Here is a 14,411-nt window from a genome sequence, read left to right as displayed (position 1 = left end):
CAGGTATGGCGGGGCGACGTTACGGCAACCGCCTCACGGCCGCGCTTCGACGGTTTTCCCCGCTCTCCCGCCCGGGCGCGACAGCACCAGGAGCGAGCGCCCGTCGAGGACGAGGCTGCCGCCGGCCGCGAGGGCGAGCTTGTCCCGCGGCCGGCCGTCGGCGCTCCGGGTGTCGAAGACCGCGCTCCACGGCCCGCCGACGACGCGGGCCAGGGTGAATTCGCGAGGGTCGGGATCGGCGTTGGCAAGCAGCAGCAGGCGGCGTCCGTCCGGGGCGTCGTTGCCGATCTGCATGCCGAAGGCGCGCCGGCGCGAATCGCCCCAGTCGGCGTCGCCCATCTCTGTGCCGTCGGGGGCGAGCCAGTGGACGTCTCTCAGCCCCGCCGCCACCGTCTCGCCGGTGAGGAAGTGGCGCCGCCGCAGCGCCCGGTGGTCCCGGCGCAGGGCGAGCAGGTTGCGCACGAACTCGGCGAGCGCCGGGTCGCCGCCGTCGTTCGACCAGTCGACCCACGAGGTCGCGTTGTCCTGGCAATAGGCGTTGTTGTTGCCGCCCTGGCTGCGCGAGCGCTCGTCGCCCATCAGCAGCATCGGCACGCCCTGGGCGAGCAGGATCGTGGCGAGCAGGTTGCGCTTCTGGCGTGCCCGCACCGCCAGGATGGCGGGATCGCCGGTCGGCCCCTCGACGCCGTAATTGCGCGAGACGTTGTGGCCGTGGCCGTCGCGGTTGCCCTCGCCGTTGGCCTCGTTGTGCTTCGTCTCGTAGGCGACGACGTCGGCCAGCGTATAGCCGTCGTGGGAGGCGATGAAGTTGACGCTCGCCGACGGGCCCCGCCCGGACGCGGAAAAAATCTCCTTGGAGCCGGTGAGGCCCTGGGTCAGCTTCGGCAACTGGCCGTCGTCGCCGCGCCAGAAGCCGCGGGCGGCGTCGCGGAACTGGTCGTTCCAGTCGCTCCACCCGACCGGGAATCCGCCGAGCTGGTAGCCGCCCATGCCGAGGTCCCACGGCTCGGCGATGAGCTTGACCCGCGACAGCACCGGGTCCTGGGCCATCGCCTGCAGCACCGCCGCCCGCGGGGTGAAGTCGTGGGGCGAGCGGGCGAGGGTCGAGGCGAGGTCGAACCGGAAGCCGTCGATCCCGTACGCCTCGACCCAGTGGCGCAGGGAATCGAGCACCATCTGCATCACCCGCGGATGCGCCACGTCGAGGCTGTTGCCGCAGCCGGTGCAGTCGATGTCCTCGCGCGGGTCGTCGGGGCGCAGCTTGTAGTAGCTCGCGTTGTCGACGCCGCGGAACGACAGGCTCGGCCCGGTGCGGCCGGCCTCGCAGGTGTGGTTGTAGACGACGTCGACCAGCACCTCGATCCCGGCGGCGTGGAGCTGGCGGATCGCCGCCTTGAGGCCCGGAATGCCTGCGGGTCCGAGATAGCGCGGCTCGGGCGCGAAGTAGTTCAGCGGCGAGTAGCCCCAGAAGTTGCTCAGGCCCTTGTCGACGAGGAAGCGGTCGTCGACGAAGGCCTGGATCGGCAGCAATTCGAGCGCGGTGACGCCGAGCTTCACGAGGTGATCGACGATCGCCGGGTGGCCGAGGGCGGCGTAGCTGCCCCGCCACGGCACCGGCACGCCCGGATGGGTCTGGGTCAGGGCGCGGACATGGGCCTCGTAGATCACGGTGTCGACCATCGGCCGGCGCAGGGGCGGGTCGTCGCGGATTTCGGCGTCGGGCGCCGTCACGATGCCCTTGGGCATCATCGCGGCACTGTCGCGGCGGTCGGGGACGTCGTCGCGCGGGCCCCCGCGCCGGTAGGCGTAGAGCGCGTCGTGCCAGCGCACCCGCCCGTGCAGCTCGCGGGCGTACGGATCGAGCGCCAGCTTGTGGTGGTTGAAGCGGTGGCCGCGGGCGGGCTCCCAGGGGCCGTGGACGCGATAGCCGTAGAGCTGGCCCGGCAGCACCCCGGCGAGGTAGCCGTGCCAGACGTCGTCGGTCCGGCGCGGCAGCCGGATCGCGTCGGTCTGGGTGCGGCCGGTCGGGTCGAACAGGCACAGCTCGACCGCGGTGGCGTGGGCCGAGAACAGCGCGAAGTTGACGCCGCGCCCGTCGAAATGGGCGCCCAGGGGCGCGGGCGCGCCGTCGTCGAGTGCGAACATGCCGATGCCGTCCATCGCCTGAGGGAACCCGATCGGTTGCCCATCGGCGCGCAACGGTCAAGGCGGCCATCCGGCGTCGTCAACCGGGCTCGTCGCGCTCGGCGCCCTCCTCCCGGTACAGGGCGGCGCTCACCGCCCGGGACAGGTCGAGGTAGCGCTGGCCGAGTTCCTCGAGATCCTCGGCCAGCATCTCGGAGGCGCCGCCGAGGCGGCAGGCGAGATCCACCAGTCGGCGATGGAGCGGCAGGTCGGAAGCGACGCGATTCCTGAAGTAGTCCGGGACGCCGCGGGCGAGGGCCGCGGCCTCGTCGGCGGTCGGGTGGGCGTCCGGGGTCGGATCGAGGTCTGGCATGAGGTCCGAGAGAATCGAGCGCCGGAACGGGCCGGCTCCGGGGAGGCGTCAGCGGTCGGCGGGCGCCCACGGCGCCGGCCCCTCGCCCGGTCGCTCCGCGGGCGCTTCCAGGGCCGGCCCGGCAAGCCCGTAGACCGCGAGCGTCGTCGCGGCGGTATCCGGCGTCAGCCGGGCGTAGATCGGCATCAGGGGCTTGCCGTCGTAGGGAAACGGCAGCGCCAGGGGCTCGACGTCCCAGCCGATCGAGATCAGGCGCTCGACGATGATCGGGTGGGTCTGGACCAGCAGGCCGTCGAGGCCGAGCCGCTCGGCGGCCTCGGCGACGGCGGCGAACTGGTAGCCGCTGATCGGGTCGAGGGCGCGCGTCCCGTCGCGCTTCCACGGCGCGGCGGCGCAGCGGGTCCATTCGTAGATGTGCGGACCGGTCGGGGCGACGGCGCCCTGGAGGATCTGCGGGTAGACGTGGCTCTGGAGGTGCGGGCGCGTCGTAGCCAGCAGGCGGGCGTAGGAGACCACCTCGTCCCCGTCGAGCCCGACGAGGTGGACGCAGTCCGGCCCGTCGAACGCGTCGATCTCGCGGCCGTCCGGCCGGCGCAGGGCCTCCCACTTCAGATGATCGACGAAGAAACGGTGCCGGAAACGGAAAACTCTTTCCATGAGATCGGCGTGATGCCTGCCGTATCGGCCTTCGATCATCTGGATCATGCGACGTCTCCCCGGTTCCGCGGGGAGTTGTCTCCGATCGACCGTGCGGCGGGTATTCCGTAAATTTACGGGAGCGCGGGGCCGCGGACTTGAGAGACGGGCGCCGTACCGGCATGACGCCGGGTTCGCACTCAGCCGTTGACGCCCGTCACTCGATCAGGCCCCGGCGCATCGCTTCGGCGATGAGTTGCACGCGGTTCACGGCCTTGAGCTTCTTCGCCGCCGACGCGAGATAGCACTCGACGGTGCGCTGCGACAGCGACAGGATCTCGGAGGTTTCCCAGCCGGTCTTGCCGGCCGCCGCCCATCTCATGCACTCGATCTCGCGTTGCGAGCAGCGCCCGGCGGCGCCGCGCTCGGGCGCCGCCGCCGCCTCGGAGCGCAGGGACGCCGCCTTCGAGAAGGCGTAGACCGCGATCATGTGCAGGCCGGCCCGGGCGTCGTCCGACAGGTCGAGCCGGGCGGCACCGAAGCTGACGCCCGCCTCGCGCCCGTCGATACGGTGGACCGGCACGCAGTAGCCGTCGACGAGCCCGAAGGACGGCGCCTCGTTCATGACCCGGGCGGGCCCCGGATCGGACCGGTCGTAGGCCACCTCGCTCCAGACGAACGGATCGATGGTGTGGCGGATGTGCTCGATCACCGGATCGATGCGGACGTAGTCCCGCTCGATGTAACGCTGTGCCCAGTCCAGCGGCCAGCCGACCAGGAGCGAACAATCGGCCAGGAGCTCGCTGGGTCTCTGAGGCAGTCCAGTCACGATGAACGAATCGTAGCCGAAATCGCCGCCGGCGCTCTGCAACTCCTGGAACAGCTGCTCGCTGGTCTCGGCTCGCTTGAGGCGATGAACGACGTCGAAGGAGATCTGCCGTATGGTATCCACAGCCTGGCCCGGGAGGAGCGCGCCGGCATCGGCCACTCAGTACAATTTTTGGTTGACGCTACTGGATTTTCGGCGGATTCGCTACCTGAAACAGCCGCGTCATGCGGCGCGGCGCCGGTGGCGCCGGACAGGGGGCAACCACGTGACACCAGAGCGGGACGCGGCGATGTCCATCGCCGATCGGGTGCGGTCGGCCCGGCGGGCCCGGCGCATCTCGATCGCCGAGCTCGCCGGGCGGATCGGCGTCTCGTCGAACCAGATCTCCAAGTACGAATCCGGCCACAACTCGATCAGCGCCGGCCTGCTGTGGTCGATCGCGAGCGCGCTCCAGACGCCGATCGAATATTTCTTCCCCGAGCCGGAGCGGGGTGCTCCCGCGGTCGAGACAGAGACCGGCGACGCCCGCGCCCAGCTCGTCGCCGCCTTCGACCGGATCGCCGATCCGGCCCTGCGCGACCACCTCGTCGCCCTTGCGCTGGCGCTGGCCGACCGGAACGGGTGATACCGAAGGTCATGGAAAATGACCTTCGGTATGATACGATTCCCGGACGATCATCCGGTTTCCAATCGATCGCTTCTGGCAACCCCGGCGGGATCGCTTCCGCGATGCGGCAACCGGCTTCGCTCATGCGTGTGGAGCCTCCGGCTTCACCGCGCGGGCTGGCGATACGCAATCCGGACAATGACTTCCGGATTGCGGATCAATGCAGGATCTGGCTCAGGAACAGCCGGGTCCGCTCGTGCTGCGGGTTGCGGAAGAAGGCGTCGGGGGTGTTGACCTCGACGACCTGCCCCTCGTCCATGAAGATCACCCGGTCGGCGACCTGCCGGGCGAAACCCATCTCGTGGGTCACGCACAGCATGGTCATGCCCTCGTCGGCGAGGCCGACCATGGTGTCGAGCACCTCCTTGACCATCTCGGGGTCGAGCGCCGAGGTCGGCTCGTCGAACAGCATGATCTTCGGGCTCATGCACAGCGAGCGCGCGATGGCGACCCGCTGCTGCTGCCCGCCCGAGAGCTGGCCCGGATACTTGCTCGCCTGATGCGGGATCTTGACCCGGGTGAGGTAGCGCATCGCCAGTTCCTCGGCCTGGGCCTTCGGCATCTTCTTCACCCAGATCGGGGCGAGGGTGCAGTTCTCCAGCACGGTGAGATGCGGGAACAGGTTGAAGTGCTGGAAGACCATGCCGACCTCGCGGCGGATCTCGTCGATCTTCTTGAGGTCGTTGGTCAGTTCGATGCCGTCGACGACGATCCGGCCGGCCTGATGCTCCTCGAGCCGGTTGATGCAGCGGATCAGGGTCGACTTGCCCGAGCCCGAAGGCCCGCAGATGACGATGCGCTCGCCCTTGCGCACCGTCAGGTCGACGTCGCGCAGGACGTGGAAGGCGCCGTACCACTTGTTGACGCGGTCGAGGGTCACGACGGTCGGCGCCGCGGCGAGGCGCGTCACCGAGGTGTTGGCCGGGGCGAGGTCCGGATCGATCTCCGGCAGGGCTTGAGCGGTCATGGAGGTCACCGTGCGTGGCTGGCCGACAGGCGCCGCTCGACGAAGCGGGAGTAGCGCGACATGCCGAAGCAGAACAGGAAGTAGAACAGGGCCGCGAAGGCGTAGCCGGTCACGCTCACCGTCGGGGCGGCCCAGTTCGGGTCGACGCGGGCCGACTCGATCGTGCGGATGAAGTCGAAGATGCCGACGATCGAGACCAGCGTCGTGTCCTTGAACAGTGCGATGTAGCTGTTGACGATGCCCGGGATCACGATGCGCAGGGCCTGCGGCAGGATCACGAGGCGCATCGTCAGCCACGGACCGAGGCCGAGGGACATCGCGCCCTCGAACTGGCCCCGCGGCATCGCCTGGAGGCCGCCGCGGACGATCTCGGCCATGTAGGCCGAGGAGAACAGCGCGATGCCGACGAGGGGGCGCACCAGCCGGTCGACGGTGACGTCGCCGGGCAGGAACAGCGGCAGCATCACGTTGGCCATGAACAGCACGGTGATGAGCGGCACGCCGCGCCAGAACTCGATGAAGATGACGCAGACGAGCCGCACCACCGGCAGGCGCGAGCGCCGCCCGAGGGCGAGCAGCACCCCGAACGGCAGCGAGACGACGATGCCGACGAGGGAGACGACGATCGTCACCAGCATGCCGCCCCACAGCGAGGTCGGCACCGCGGGGAGCCCCAGCGCCGGCACGCCGGCGAGGAGCGCGTAGGAGGCGAGCGGGAAGACGACGAAGAAGTACGCCGCGCCGAGGTCGCGGCGCGGGGCGTCGAGCCACAGCATCCAGGCGAGGCCGAAAGCCAGCAGGGCGAAGAACACGTCGGCCCGCCAGCGCGCCTCGATCGGGTACGAGCCGTAGACGAAGTAGTTGATCTTGTTCGCCACGAAGGCCCAGCAGGCGCCGACCGGGCGGCCGAGCACCTCCGGCCGGCAGGCGTCGCGGTTCTCGCCGGTCCAGACCGCGTCGAAGACCAGGAACCGCAGCAGCGGCGGCAGAATCAGGGCGAGCAGCAGGACGGCCGCGAGGGTGAGCGCGGTGCTGGTGAGGCTGGAGAACAGGTTGCGGCGGATCCAGGCGACCGGCCCGCCGACCAGGGCCGGCGGCGGCGCCGCCGGGACCGGGTCGCGGCGGACGAAGGGCTGCGCCAGGAGGCCGGAGGAGGCGGTCATCGCGGCGGCTCCTCAGCGTTCCACCAGCGCGACGCGCCGGTTGTAGAGGTTCATGACGGAGGCCGTGACGAGGCTGATGGTGAGGTAGACCGCCATCGTGATCGCCACCACCTCGACCGCTTGGCCCGTCTGGTTGAGGACCGTGCCCATGAAGATCTGCACGAGGTCGGGGTAGCCGACCGCGACGGCGAGCGACGAGTTCTTGGTCAGGTTGAGGTACTGGCTGGTCAGCGGCGGCACGATCACCCGCATCGCCTGCGGGATGACGACGAGGCGTAGCGTGGTGCCGGACTGCAGGCCGAGCGCCCGCGCCGCCTCGCGCTGGCCGCGCGACACCGCCTGGATGCCGGCCCGCACCACCTCGGCGATGAAGGCGGCGGTGTAGATCACCAGCCCGAGCACCAGGGCGACGAATTCCGGGTAGAGCTGCAGGCCGCCGCGCAGGTTGAAGGTGCCCTTCACCGGCAGCTCGAAGGTCACCGGGGCGAGGCCGAGCAGCGCCAGCAGCCCCCAGACGGCGAGCGGCAGGCCCAGCACGAGCAGGGCGGCCACGCGCCGGACCGGCAGGCGCCGCCCGGTGCGCCGCTGCACCCGGCCGGCATGGATCCGGAACGCGACCGCGCCGGCGATGCCGAGCGCCAGCACCAGGGGCAGCGCCCAGGCGTCGGCGGCGAGCAGGGGCCTGGGGAGGAACAGCCCGCGCTGGTTGAGGAACACCGAGCCCGGCAGGGCGTAGCTGTCGCGGGCCGAGGGCAGCGCCGACAGCACGGCGATGTACCAGAACAGCAGTTGCAGCAGCAGCGGGATGTTGCGGATCACCTCGATGTAGATCTCGGCCAGCCGCGCGACGATCCAGTTCTCGGACAGCCGGGCGATGCCGACGAGGAAGCCGAGGATCGTCGCGAGCACGATGCCGATCGCCGCGACCATCAGGGTGTTGATGAGGCCGACCACGAAGGCGGCGCCGTAGGTCGAGGAGGCGGCGGCGAACGGGATCAGCGACTGGTTGACGTCGAACCCGGCGGTGTTGCCGAGGAAGCCGAAGCCCGAGGCGATGCGGGCGTTGCGCAGGTTGTCGGCGGCGTTGTCGATCGCGGTCCAGGCCAGAAGGCCGACGACGACCAGCAGCAGGAGCTGGTAGGCGGCGCCGCGGATGCGCGGATCGTAGAGCGGCGAGACCTTCGGCGAGGAGCGCGGGGTCGCCGGAGCGGGCGTCTGCACGGGTATGGGCTCCGTCGTGAGGGCCGGCCGGGCTCGCGGCCCGGCCGGACGAAAGCCGTCAGCGGATCGGCGGGCCGTACTGGAGGCCGCCCTTCGACCACAGGGCGTTGAGGCCGCGCTGGATCTTCAGCGGCGAGCCCTGGCCGACGTTGCGCTCGAACACCTCGCCGTAATTGCCGACGAGCTTGACGATCCGGTAGGCCCAGTCGCTGGTCAGGCCGATCGCCTCGCCGTACTTGCCCTCGGTGCCGAGGATGCGCTTCACGTCGGGATTGTCGGACGACTTCATCTGATCGACGTTGGCCTGGGTGATCCCGGCCTCCTCGGCGTTCAGCATGGCGTAGTGGGTCCAGCGCACGATGTCGGCCCACTGGGCGTCGCCCTGGCGCACCGCCGGGGCGAGCGGCTCCTTCGAGATGATCTCCGGCAGCACGACGTTGTCGTCGGGCGCCGTGGCGCGCAGGCGCTCGGAGTAGAGGCCCGAAGCGTCGGTGGTGAAGGCGTCGCAGCGGCCGGAATCGTAGGCCTTGAAGGTCTCGTCGGCGCTCGCGAAGGCGACGACCTCGTATTTCAGCTTGTTGGCGCGGAAGTAGTCGGCGAGGTTGAGCTCGGTCGTGGTGCCCTGCTGGGTGCAGATCGAGGCGCCGTCGAGCTGCTTGGCCGAGGTGACGCCGAGCTTCTTCTTCACCATGAAGCCCTGGCCGTCGTAGAAGTTGACCGCCGGGAAGTCGAGGCCGAGGGTGGTGTCGCGCGACATCGACCACGTGGAGTTGCGCGACAGGATGTCGACCTCGCCCGATTGCAGCGCGGTGAAGCGGTCCTTGGCCGAGAGCGGGATGAAGCGGACCTTGGTCGGGTCGTTGAAGATCGCCGCGGCGAGCGCCCGGCAGAAATCGACGTCGAGGCCGGTCCAGCGTCCCTGCGCGTCCGGCACGCCGAAGCCGGCGAGCGCGGGATTCGACCCGCAGGCGAGATAGCCCTTCTGCTTGACCCCGGTGAGCGTGGCCTGCGCCTGGGCCGCGCCGCCGAACAGGCACAGGCCGAGCCCCAGGGCGAGGGCCGCTTTGATGATCGTCATCCGGTTTCCGTCTCGTTCGAACGAATGAAGAGGCGCCGGGGCGCCCGTGGTAAGTGCCTAAGCAAGTGGCATTCCAACGGTGTGCCTCGATCCGGTCAAGTGCTAACGAAACGCGCTCAACAGCCGGAGCGGTTTCGCCGCAGGACGTTGCCGGCACGGCCCGGAACGCGCCGTTAACCACGATCGTGTTGACTGCCCCCGGTGCGGCCAGTGGGGGACGACGCCGGTGCGGCGTCGCGGGTGGACGATGGCGTGGTGGCAAAGCGTTGCGGTCGGGCTCGTCCTCGTCGCGGTCGGGGCCTGCACGCGTGCCCCGCCGCCGCAGGGCTGGGCCGATCTGTCGGCCCCGCCGGTCCAGGCCTTCGCCGCGACCCGGTCGCCCGACCCCGACCCGGCGCCGTGGACCCGCCTCGCGCGGGTCTCCGCCGCCGACCCGATGATGGTCGATCCGTTCGCGGCCCTCCTGCGGTCCTCCACCGACCGGCGACGGTGGGCGCGGCAGGTGCCGACCGACTACGCCACGCTGGTGTGGAAGCCCGGCGGCCTCGTCTCGGCCGGCGCGACGCCGGGGGAGACGGGCCGGCCGCAGACGCCCTCGCCCGACAGCCAGGTGGTGCTGTCCCGGCTGGAGAAGGCGCTGTCGGTCTCGGTCAAGCCGATCTGTCGCGGCTGCTGACGGCCGCGGCTTGACGGCGACGGCACCGGCGGGCGAGGTCGGGCGCAGTCTTCCGTCGACCCGCAGGCCCGATGAGCATCACCCCTCCCCGCGATCCGAGCCGCCTCGGCGAGCGCACCCGCCTCGTCCATGCCGGGCGCGACCCGTCGGCCCAGCACGGCTTCGTCAACACGCCGATCTACCGCGGCTCGACGGTGCTGTTCCCGTCCTACGACGACCTCCAGCACCGCCGGGCGGAGTACACCTACGGCACCGCCGGCACCCCGACGATCCGGGCCCTCGAAGCGGCCTGGACCGAGCTGTCGGGCGCCGCCGGCACGGTGCTGACGCCCTCGGGCCTCGCCGCCGTCACGGTCGGGCTGCTCGCCTGCCTCAAGGCCGGCGACCACCTGCTGGTGACCGATTCCGCTTACCGGCCGACCCGGGTGTTCTGCGACGGGTTCCTGGCCCGGTTCGGGGTCGAGACGACCTACTACGACCCGCTGGTCGGGGCCGGCCTCGCCGACCTGATGCGCGAGAACACCACCGCGGTCCTGACCGAGGCGCCGGGCTCGCAGAGCTTCGAGATGCAGGACATCCCGGCCATCGCCGCGGCCGCCCACGCCCGGGGCGCCGCCGTGCTGATGGACAACACCTGGGCGACGCCGCTGCTGTTCTCGGCCCACGAGCGCGGGGTCGACATCGTGATCGAGGCCGGCACCAAGTACCTGTCGGGCGGCTCCGACCTGCTGCTCGGCCTCACCTCGGCCAATGCCCGGTACTGGCCGGCCCTGCGGCGCACCTTCGACCAGTTCGCGATGTGCGCCGGCGCCGAGGACGTGTTCCTCGCCCTGCGCGGGCTGCGCACGATGTCCCTGCGCCTGCGCGAGCACGAGCGCCAGGGCCTCGCGATGGCCGAGTGGCTGCGCGACCGGCCCGAGGTCGCCCGGGTGCTGCACCCGGCCCTGCCGGAGGATCCCGGCCACGCGATCTGGAAGCGCGACTTCAAGGGCGCGTCGGGGCTGTTCTCGGTGGTGCTGAACCCGGTCCCGGAGGCCGCCGTCGCGGCGATGCTCGATGGGCTCGAACTGTTCGGGATGGGGTTCTCGTGGGGCGGCTTCGAGAGCCTCGTGATCCCGTTCGACTGCAAGCCCTACCGCACCGCCACCGCCTGGGCGCCGGGCGGTCCGGGCCTGCGTTTCCAGATCGGGCTCGAGGATCTCGACGACCTCAAGCGCGACCTCGATGCCGGCTTCGCCCGGCTGCGGGCTGCGGGCTGAGGTCCGGGCGGCCCAGGATCCCGGCGCCGCGGGGGCGCCGCCCCTACCCTCTCGGCACCGTCTCGACCACCGACGGCCGGTCGGCATGGGCGTCGCGGAAGGCGGCGAGCCGCGGGGCGATCCCGCGCCAGTCCTCGCCGGGGAAGCGGAACACGAGGTAGTCGAGCGCCGTGATCGCCGCGATGCCGGCGAGGTCGAGGGCGCCGCCCTGGCCGTCCGGCAGCGCCGCGTCGAGGCGGGCGAGGCCGTCATGCATCGTGCGGTGGCGCTTGCGCCCGACGAGGTGGGTGTCGAAGTCGGGATTCGACTTGCGCCCGATGATGACCGCGACGGCGGCGTCGAACACGCCGACCGCGAGCCCGGCCCGCGACAGGGCGGCGTCGTCGCCGAACAGGGGAGGCTCGGGCCGCAGCGTCTCGAGGTGGCGCAGGATCAGCATCGCCTCGGTCAGCCGGGCGCCGTCCGCGGTCACGAAGGCCGGGACGCGCCCGGCCGGGTTGGCGTCGAGGAAGGCCGGGTCGTCGGCCCAGGCGTCGACGAACCGGGTCTCGACCGTCCCGGCGAGCCCCTTCTCGTGCAGCGCCATCCGCACGACGCGCACGAAGGGCGAGGTCGGGTTGGCAAACAGCGTCGTCATGGAAAAATCCTCCCTCAGCCCGCGGTCAGCGGGCAGCCGCTCTTTTCGGCCGGAGTGAACAGCGTGTCGCCGGGAATGGTCTCGACGATGCGGTACAGGTCGGCCTTGCTCTTCGAGTCCTTCGGGCTCTTCACCTCGACGAGGTACATGTCCATCACCACGCGGCCGTTCTTCTGGATGCGCGGGTTGCTCAGGATCCCGTCGGTGATCGGCATCTCCTTCATCGCCTTGTCGACCGCGGCGGCGTCGTCCGTCCCGGCCTTCTCGACCGCCCGGAGGTAGTGCAGGGTCGAGACGTAGGCCACCGCGTGGCCCATGGTCGGCACCACGTTGCCGTTGCGGGCCATCAGTTTCTTCGCGAAGGCGCGGCTCGGATCGTTGGCGTCCCAGTAGAAGTTCACCGCCATGCGGATGCCCTGGGCCACGTCGAGGCCGAGCGCCACGGTGTTGTTGGTGAAGACCAGCATCGCCACCACCTTCGAGGTGATGCCGAATTCCCGCGCCTGCTTGATCGTGTTGACGAGGTCCGGCCCGGCATTGGCGAGCCCGATCACGTCGGCGCCGGACGACTGGGCCTGGATGAGCTGCGACGACAGGTCGGTGGCGCCGAGCGGGTGGCGGATCTCGCCGACGACGCTGCCGCCGGCGGCCTTCACGGCCTTGCTGGCATCAGCCGCGAGGCCGTGGCCGAACACGTAGTCGGCGGTGATGAAGTACCAGGACTTGCCGCCGCCCTGGACCACGGCGCCGGCCACCGCCTTGGCGAGCTCGCCGGTCGAGGGCGTCCACTGCGTGCCGTAGGGCGAGCAGCCCGCTCCCGAGAACTGCGAGGCGTAGCCGCCGGTCACCAGCGTGGTGACCTTGCGCTCCCTGGCGTAGGACTGGACCGCGAGCCCGACCGAGCTGGCGCCGCCGAGCACCAGCGCCGAGACGCCGCGCTGGTCGACGAGCTGGCGGGCCAGCGACGAGCCGATGTCGGGTTTGTTCTGGTGGTCGACGCCGGTCACCTCGATCGGCCGGCCGAGCACCTTGCCGCCGAAATCCTCGACCGCGAGCTGGGTCGCCAGCACCATGTTCGGGCCGCCATTGCCCGAATACATGCCCGACAGGTCCTCGACCACTCCGATGCGCAGCGGCGTCTGGGCGAACGCCCCGGTCCCCGGGCCGAGGAGCGCGGCCAGGGAGCCGGCCAAGGAGCCGGCGACGGTGAACAGGCGGCGTGTCATCCCTACGGACATCGGCGATCCCTCCTTGGAGCGTTTCCTCTCGCGGCATGCCTCGTTGAGGTCCGTCGCCGGACACCGGGGATGCTCGCGGAACGCCGCGATATCGGCGTCCGGACCGATCGCCGTCAAATACTTTAGGGATGCATGTGCCATATGTTTCGCCGATGGCACCGGCGGCCGGAAGACGAGCCCGGCGCGAGCCATACATTTCGGCTCTTGCAGGCGCATGCCGATTGTATTGGACTTGGGTCCGTCGGGGGATCATCACCCCGGCCAATCGCGGCCGGCAGGGCCGCCAGCATGCGGCCGGTCGGGCCGACAAGGGAGGACGGCATGAACGCCCATCGGCATCCTTTCGGCGCCACCGCGCCCGTCGCCCTCGCGCCGGGAGCGTGACGATGACTCCTCACGCTCAGGACAAGCCCCTCTCGGGCCTGCTGGTGGTGGCGCTGGAACAGGCGGTGGCGGCGCCCTACTGCTCGTCGCGCCTCGCCGATGCCGGCGCCCGGGTCATCAAGATCGAGCGGCCGGAGGGCGACTTCGCCCGCGGCTACGACGCCTCGGTCAACGGTTTGGCGAGCTACTTCGTCTGGCTCAACCGCGGCAAGGAGAGCCTCGTCGCCGACATCAAGGACCCGGACGACGCGCGCCTGCTGCACGCGATCCTGGAGCGGGCCGACGTGTTCATCCAGAACCTCGCGCCGGGCGCCGCCGCCCGCGCCGGGTTCGGCAGCGAGGCCCTGCGCGAGCGCCACCCGCGGCTCGTCACCGTCGACGTCACCGGCTACGGGCGGGGCCATTCCTACGCCGAGATGAAGGCCTACGACCTGCTGGTCCAGGCCGAGAGCGGGCTCGCGGCGATCACCGGGCACCCGGCCGGGCCGGGGCGGGTCGGCGTGTCGGTCTGCGACATCGCCTGCGGGATGGCGGCGCATGCGGCGGTGCTCGAGGCGCTGATCGCCCGCGGCATCACCGGCCGGGGCGCGCGGCTGGAGGTGAGCCTGTTCGACGGCATGGCCGACTGGATGAACGTGCCGCTGCTCTACACCGAGGGCACCGGGCGGGCGCCGGAGCGGGTCGGGCTCGCCCACCCGTCGATCTGCCCCTACGGCGCCTTCCCGACCGCCGACGGCGCGCTGGTGCTGATCTCGATCCAGAACGAGCGCGAGTGGCGCCGGTTCTGCGCCGAGTTCCTCGGCGATCCCGACCTGCCGTCGCGGGAGGGCTTCGAGAGCAACAACGCGCGCGTCGCCAACCGGCCGGCGGTCGATGCGGTGGTGGCGGCGGTCTTCGCCCGGCTCGACCGGGCGGCGGCGGCCGACCGGCTGCGGGCGGCGGGCACCGCCTACGGCTTCGTCAACGGCGCCGCCGACCTGTCGTCCCACCCGGCCCTGCGCCGGGTCAGCGTCGAGACCCCGGCCGGGACCGCCTCGATCGTGGCGCCGCCGGCCCTGCGCGACGGGCAGGCGCCGGTGCTCGGCCCGGTGCCGGCGATCGGCGAGCACAGCGAGACGATCCGGCGCGAATTCGCGACGCGCGCCGCCTGAGCGGAGGA

General features: G+C 71.1%; 14 protein-coding genes. 4 read left to right on the top strand and 10 right to left on the bottom strand.

Translation table 11 applies throughout. From position 1 onward, the window contains the following. Positions 1-33: 33 nt before the first annotated feature. The 4 genes from glgX to EOE48_RS21565 all read right to left on the bottom strand — a co-directional run bounded on the left by glgX (position 34) and on the right by EOE48_RS21565 (position 4,085). Positions 34-2,145: a glycogen debranching protein GlgX gene (glgX, locus tag EOE48_RS21580; protein ID WP_127732953.1), complete on the bottom strand. Its 2,112-nt coding sequence runs from the start codon at positions 2,143-2,145 to the stop codon at positions 34-36. A 79-nt stretch (positions 2,146-2,224) separates the two neighbouring features. Beyond that, positions 2,225-2,497: a hypothetical protein gene (locus EOE48_RS21575; protein WP_127732952.1), complete on the bottom strand. Its 273-nt coding sequence runs from the start codon at positions 2,495-2,497 to the stop codon at positions 2,225-2,227. Between the two features lie 48 nt (positions 2,498-2,545). Then, positions 2,546-3,202, bottom strand: a complete 657-nt coding sequence (locus tag EOE48_RS21570; RefSeq protein ID WP_127732951.1) for an acyl-homoserine-lactone synthase — start codon at positions 3,200-3,202, stop codon at positions 2,546-2,548. Positions 3,203-3,350: 148 nt separating this feature from the next. Continuing rightward, entirely contained in the window at positions 3,351-4,085 is a 735-nt protein-coding gene (locus tag EOE48_RS21565; protein WP_127732950.1) for a LuxR family transcriptional regulator, read from the bottom strand. A gap of 166 nt (positions 4,086-4,251) precedes the next feature. Between EOE48_RS21565 and EOE48_RS21560 the strand changes: the two genes are divergently transcribed. Next, positions 4,252-4,587, top strand: a complete 336-nt coding sequence (locus EOE48_RS21560; RefSeq protein ID WP_187371505.1) for a helix-turn-helix domain-containing protein — start codon at positions 4,252-4,254, stop codon at positions 4,585-4,587. A 199-nt stretch (positions 4,588-4,786) separates the two neighbouring features. Here the strand turns inward: EOE48_RS21560 and EOE48_RS21555 are convergent, their stop codons facing one another. Genes EOE48_RS21555 through EOE48_RS21540 form a run of 4 tightly spaced genes read right to left on the bottom strand, consistent with a single transcriptional unit; the run spans position 4,787 to position 9,058 of the window. Beyond that, entirely contained in the window at positions 4,787-5,596 is an 810-nt protein-coding gene (locus EOE48_RS21555; RefSeq protein ID WP_127732948.1) for an amino acid ABC transporter ATP-binding protein, read from the bottom strand. 5 nt (positions 5,597-5,601) lie between these two features. Continuing rightward, complete coding sequence (locus EOE48_RS21550) at positions 5,602-6,759, bottom strand: amino acid ABC transporter permease (RefSeq protein ID WP_127732947.1); 1,158 nt, start codon at positions 6,757-6,759, stop codon at positions 5,602-5,604. A 12-nt stretch (positions 6,760-6,771) separates the two neighbouring features. Further along, a complete protein-coding gene (locus EOE48_RS21545) occupies positions 6,772-7,980 on the bottom strand; it encodes an amino acid ABC transporter permease (protein ID WP_246154675.1) in 1,209 nt (402 codons plus the stop codon). A 58-nt stretch (positions 7,981-8,038) separates the two neighbouring features. Beyond that, positions 8,039-9,058, bottom strand: a complete 1,020-nt coding sequence (locus tag EOE48_RS21540) for an amino acid ABC transporter substrate-binding protein (RefSeq protein WP_127732946.1) — start codon at positions 9,056-9,058, stop codon at positions 8,039-8,041. Positions 9,059-9,284: 226 nt separating this feature from the next. On the opposite strand from EOE48_RS21540, the gene EOE48_RS21535 reads away from it, so the two are divergent. Both EOE48_RS21535 and metC read left to right on the top strand, forming a co-directional pair. Further along, the gene (locus EOE48_RS21535) at positions 9,285-9,734 is read left to right on the top strand and encodes a hypothetical protein (protein ID WP_127732945.1); all 450 of its coding nucleotides are present in this window, start codon (positions 9,285-9,287) and stop codon (positions 9,732-9,734) included. A 71-nt stretch (positions 9,735-9,805) separates the two neighbouring features. Next, positions 9,806-10,993: a cystathionine beta-lyase gene (metC, locus tag EOE48_RS21530; RefSeq protein WP_127732944.1), complete on the top strand. Its 1,188-nt coding sequence runs from the start codon at positions 9,806-9,808 to the stop codon at positions 10,991-10,993. A gap of 43 nt (positions 10,994-11,036) precedes the next feature. Here metC and EOE48_RS21525 read toward each other — a convergent pair whose 3' ends face one another. Next, entirely contained in the window at positions 11,037-11,630 is a 594-nt protein-coding gene (locus EOE48_RS21525; RefSeq protein WP_127732943.1) for a glutathione S-transferase family protein, read from the bottom strand. Positions 11,631-11,644: 14 nt separating this feature from the next. Then, the gene (locus tag EOE48_RS21520) at positions 11,645-12,856 is read right to left on the bottom strand and encodes an ABC transporter substrate-binding protein (protein ID WP_127732942.1); all 1,212 of its coding nucleotides are present in this window, start codon (positions 12,854-12,856) and stop codon (positions 11,645-11,647) included. Between the two features lie 398 nt (positions 12,857-13,254). On the opposite strand from EOE48_RS21520, the gene EOE48_RS21515 reads away from it, so the two are divergent. After that, the gene (locus EOE48_RS21515; protein WP_127732941.1) at positions 13,255-14,403 is read left to right on the top strand and encodes a CaiB/BaiF CoA transferase family protein; all 1,149 of its coding nucleotides are present in this window, start codon (positions 13,255-13,257) and stop codon (positions 14,401-14,403) included. Positions 14,404-14,411 lie beyond the last annotated feature (8 nt).

The organism is Methylobacterium oryzihabitans (assembly GCF_004004555.2).
Taxonomy (GTDB): domain Bacteria; phylum Pseudomonadota; class Alphaproteobacteria; order Rhizobiales; family Beijerinckiaceae; genus Methylobacterium; species Methylobacterium oryzihabitans.
Note: the sequence above shows the minus strand (reverse complement) of the source record. Positions and strands in the feature narration are given on the sequence as shown.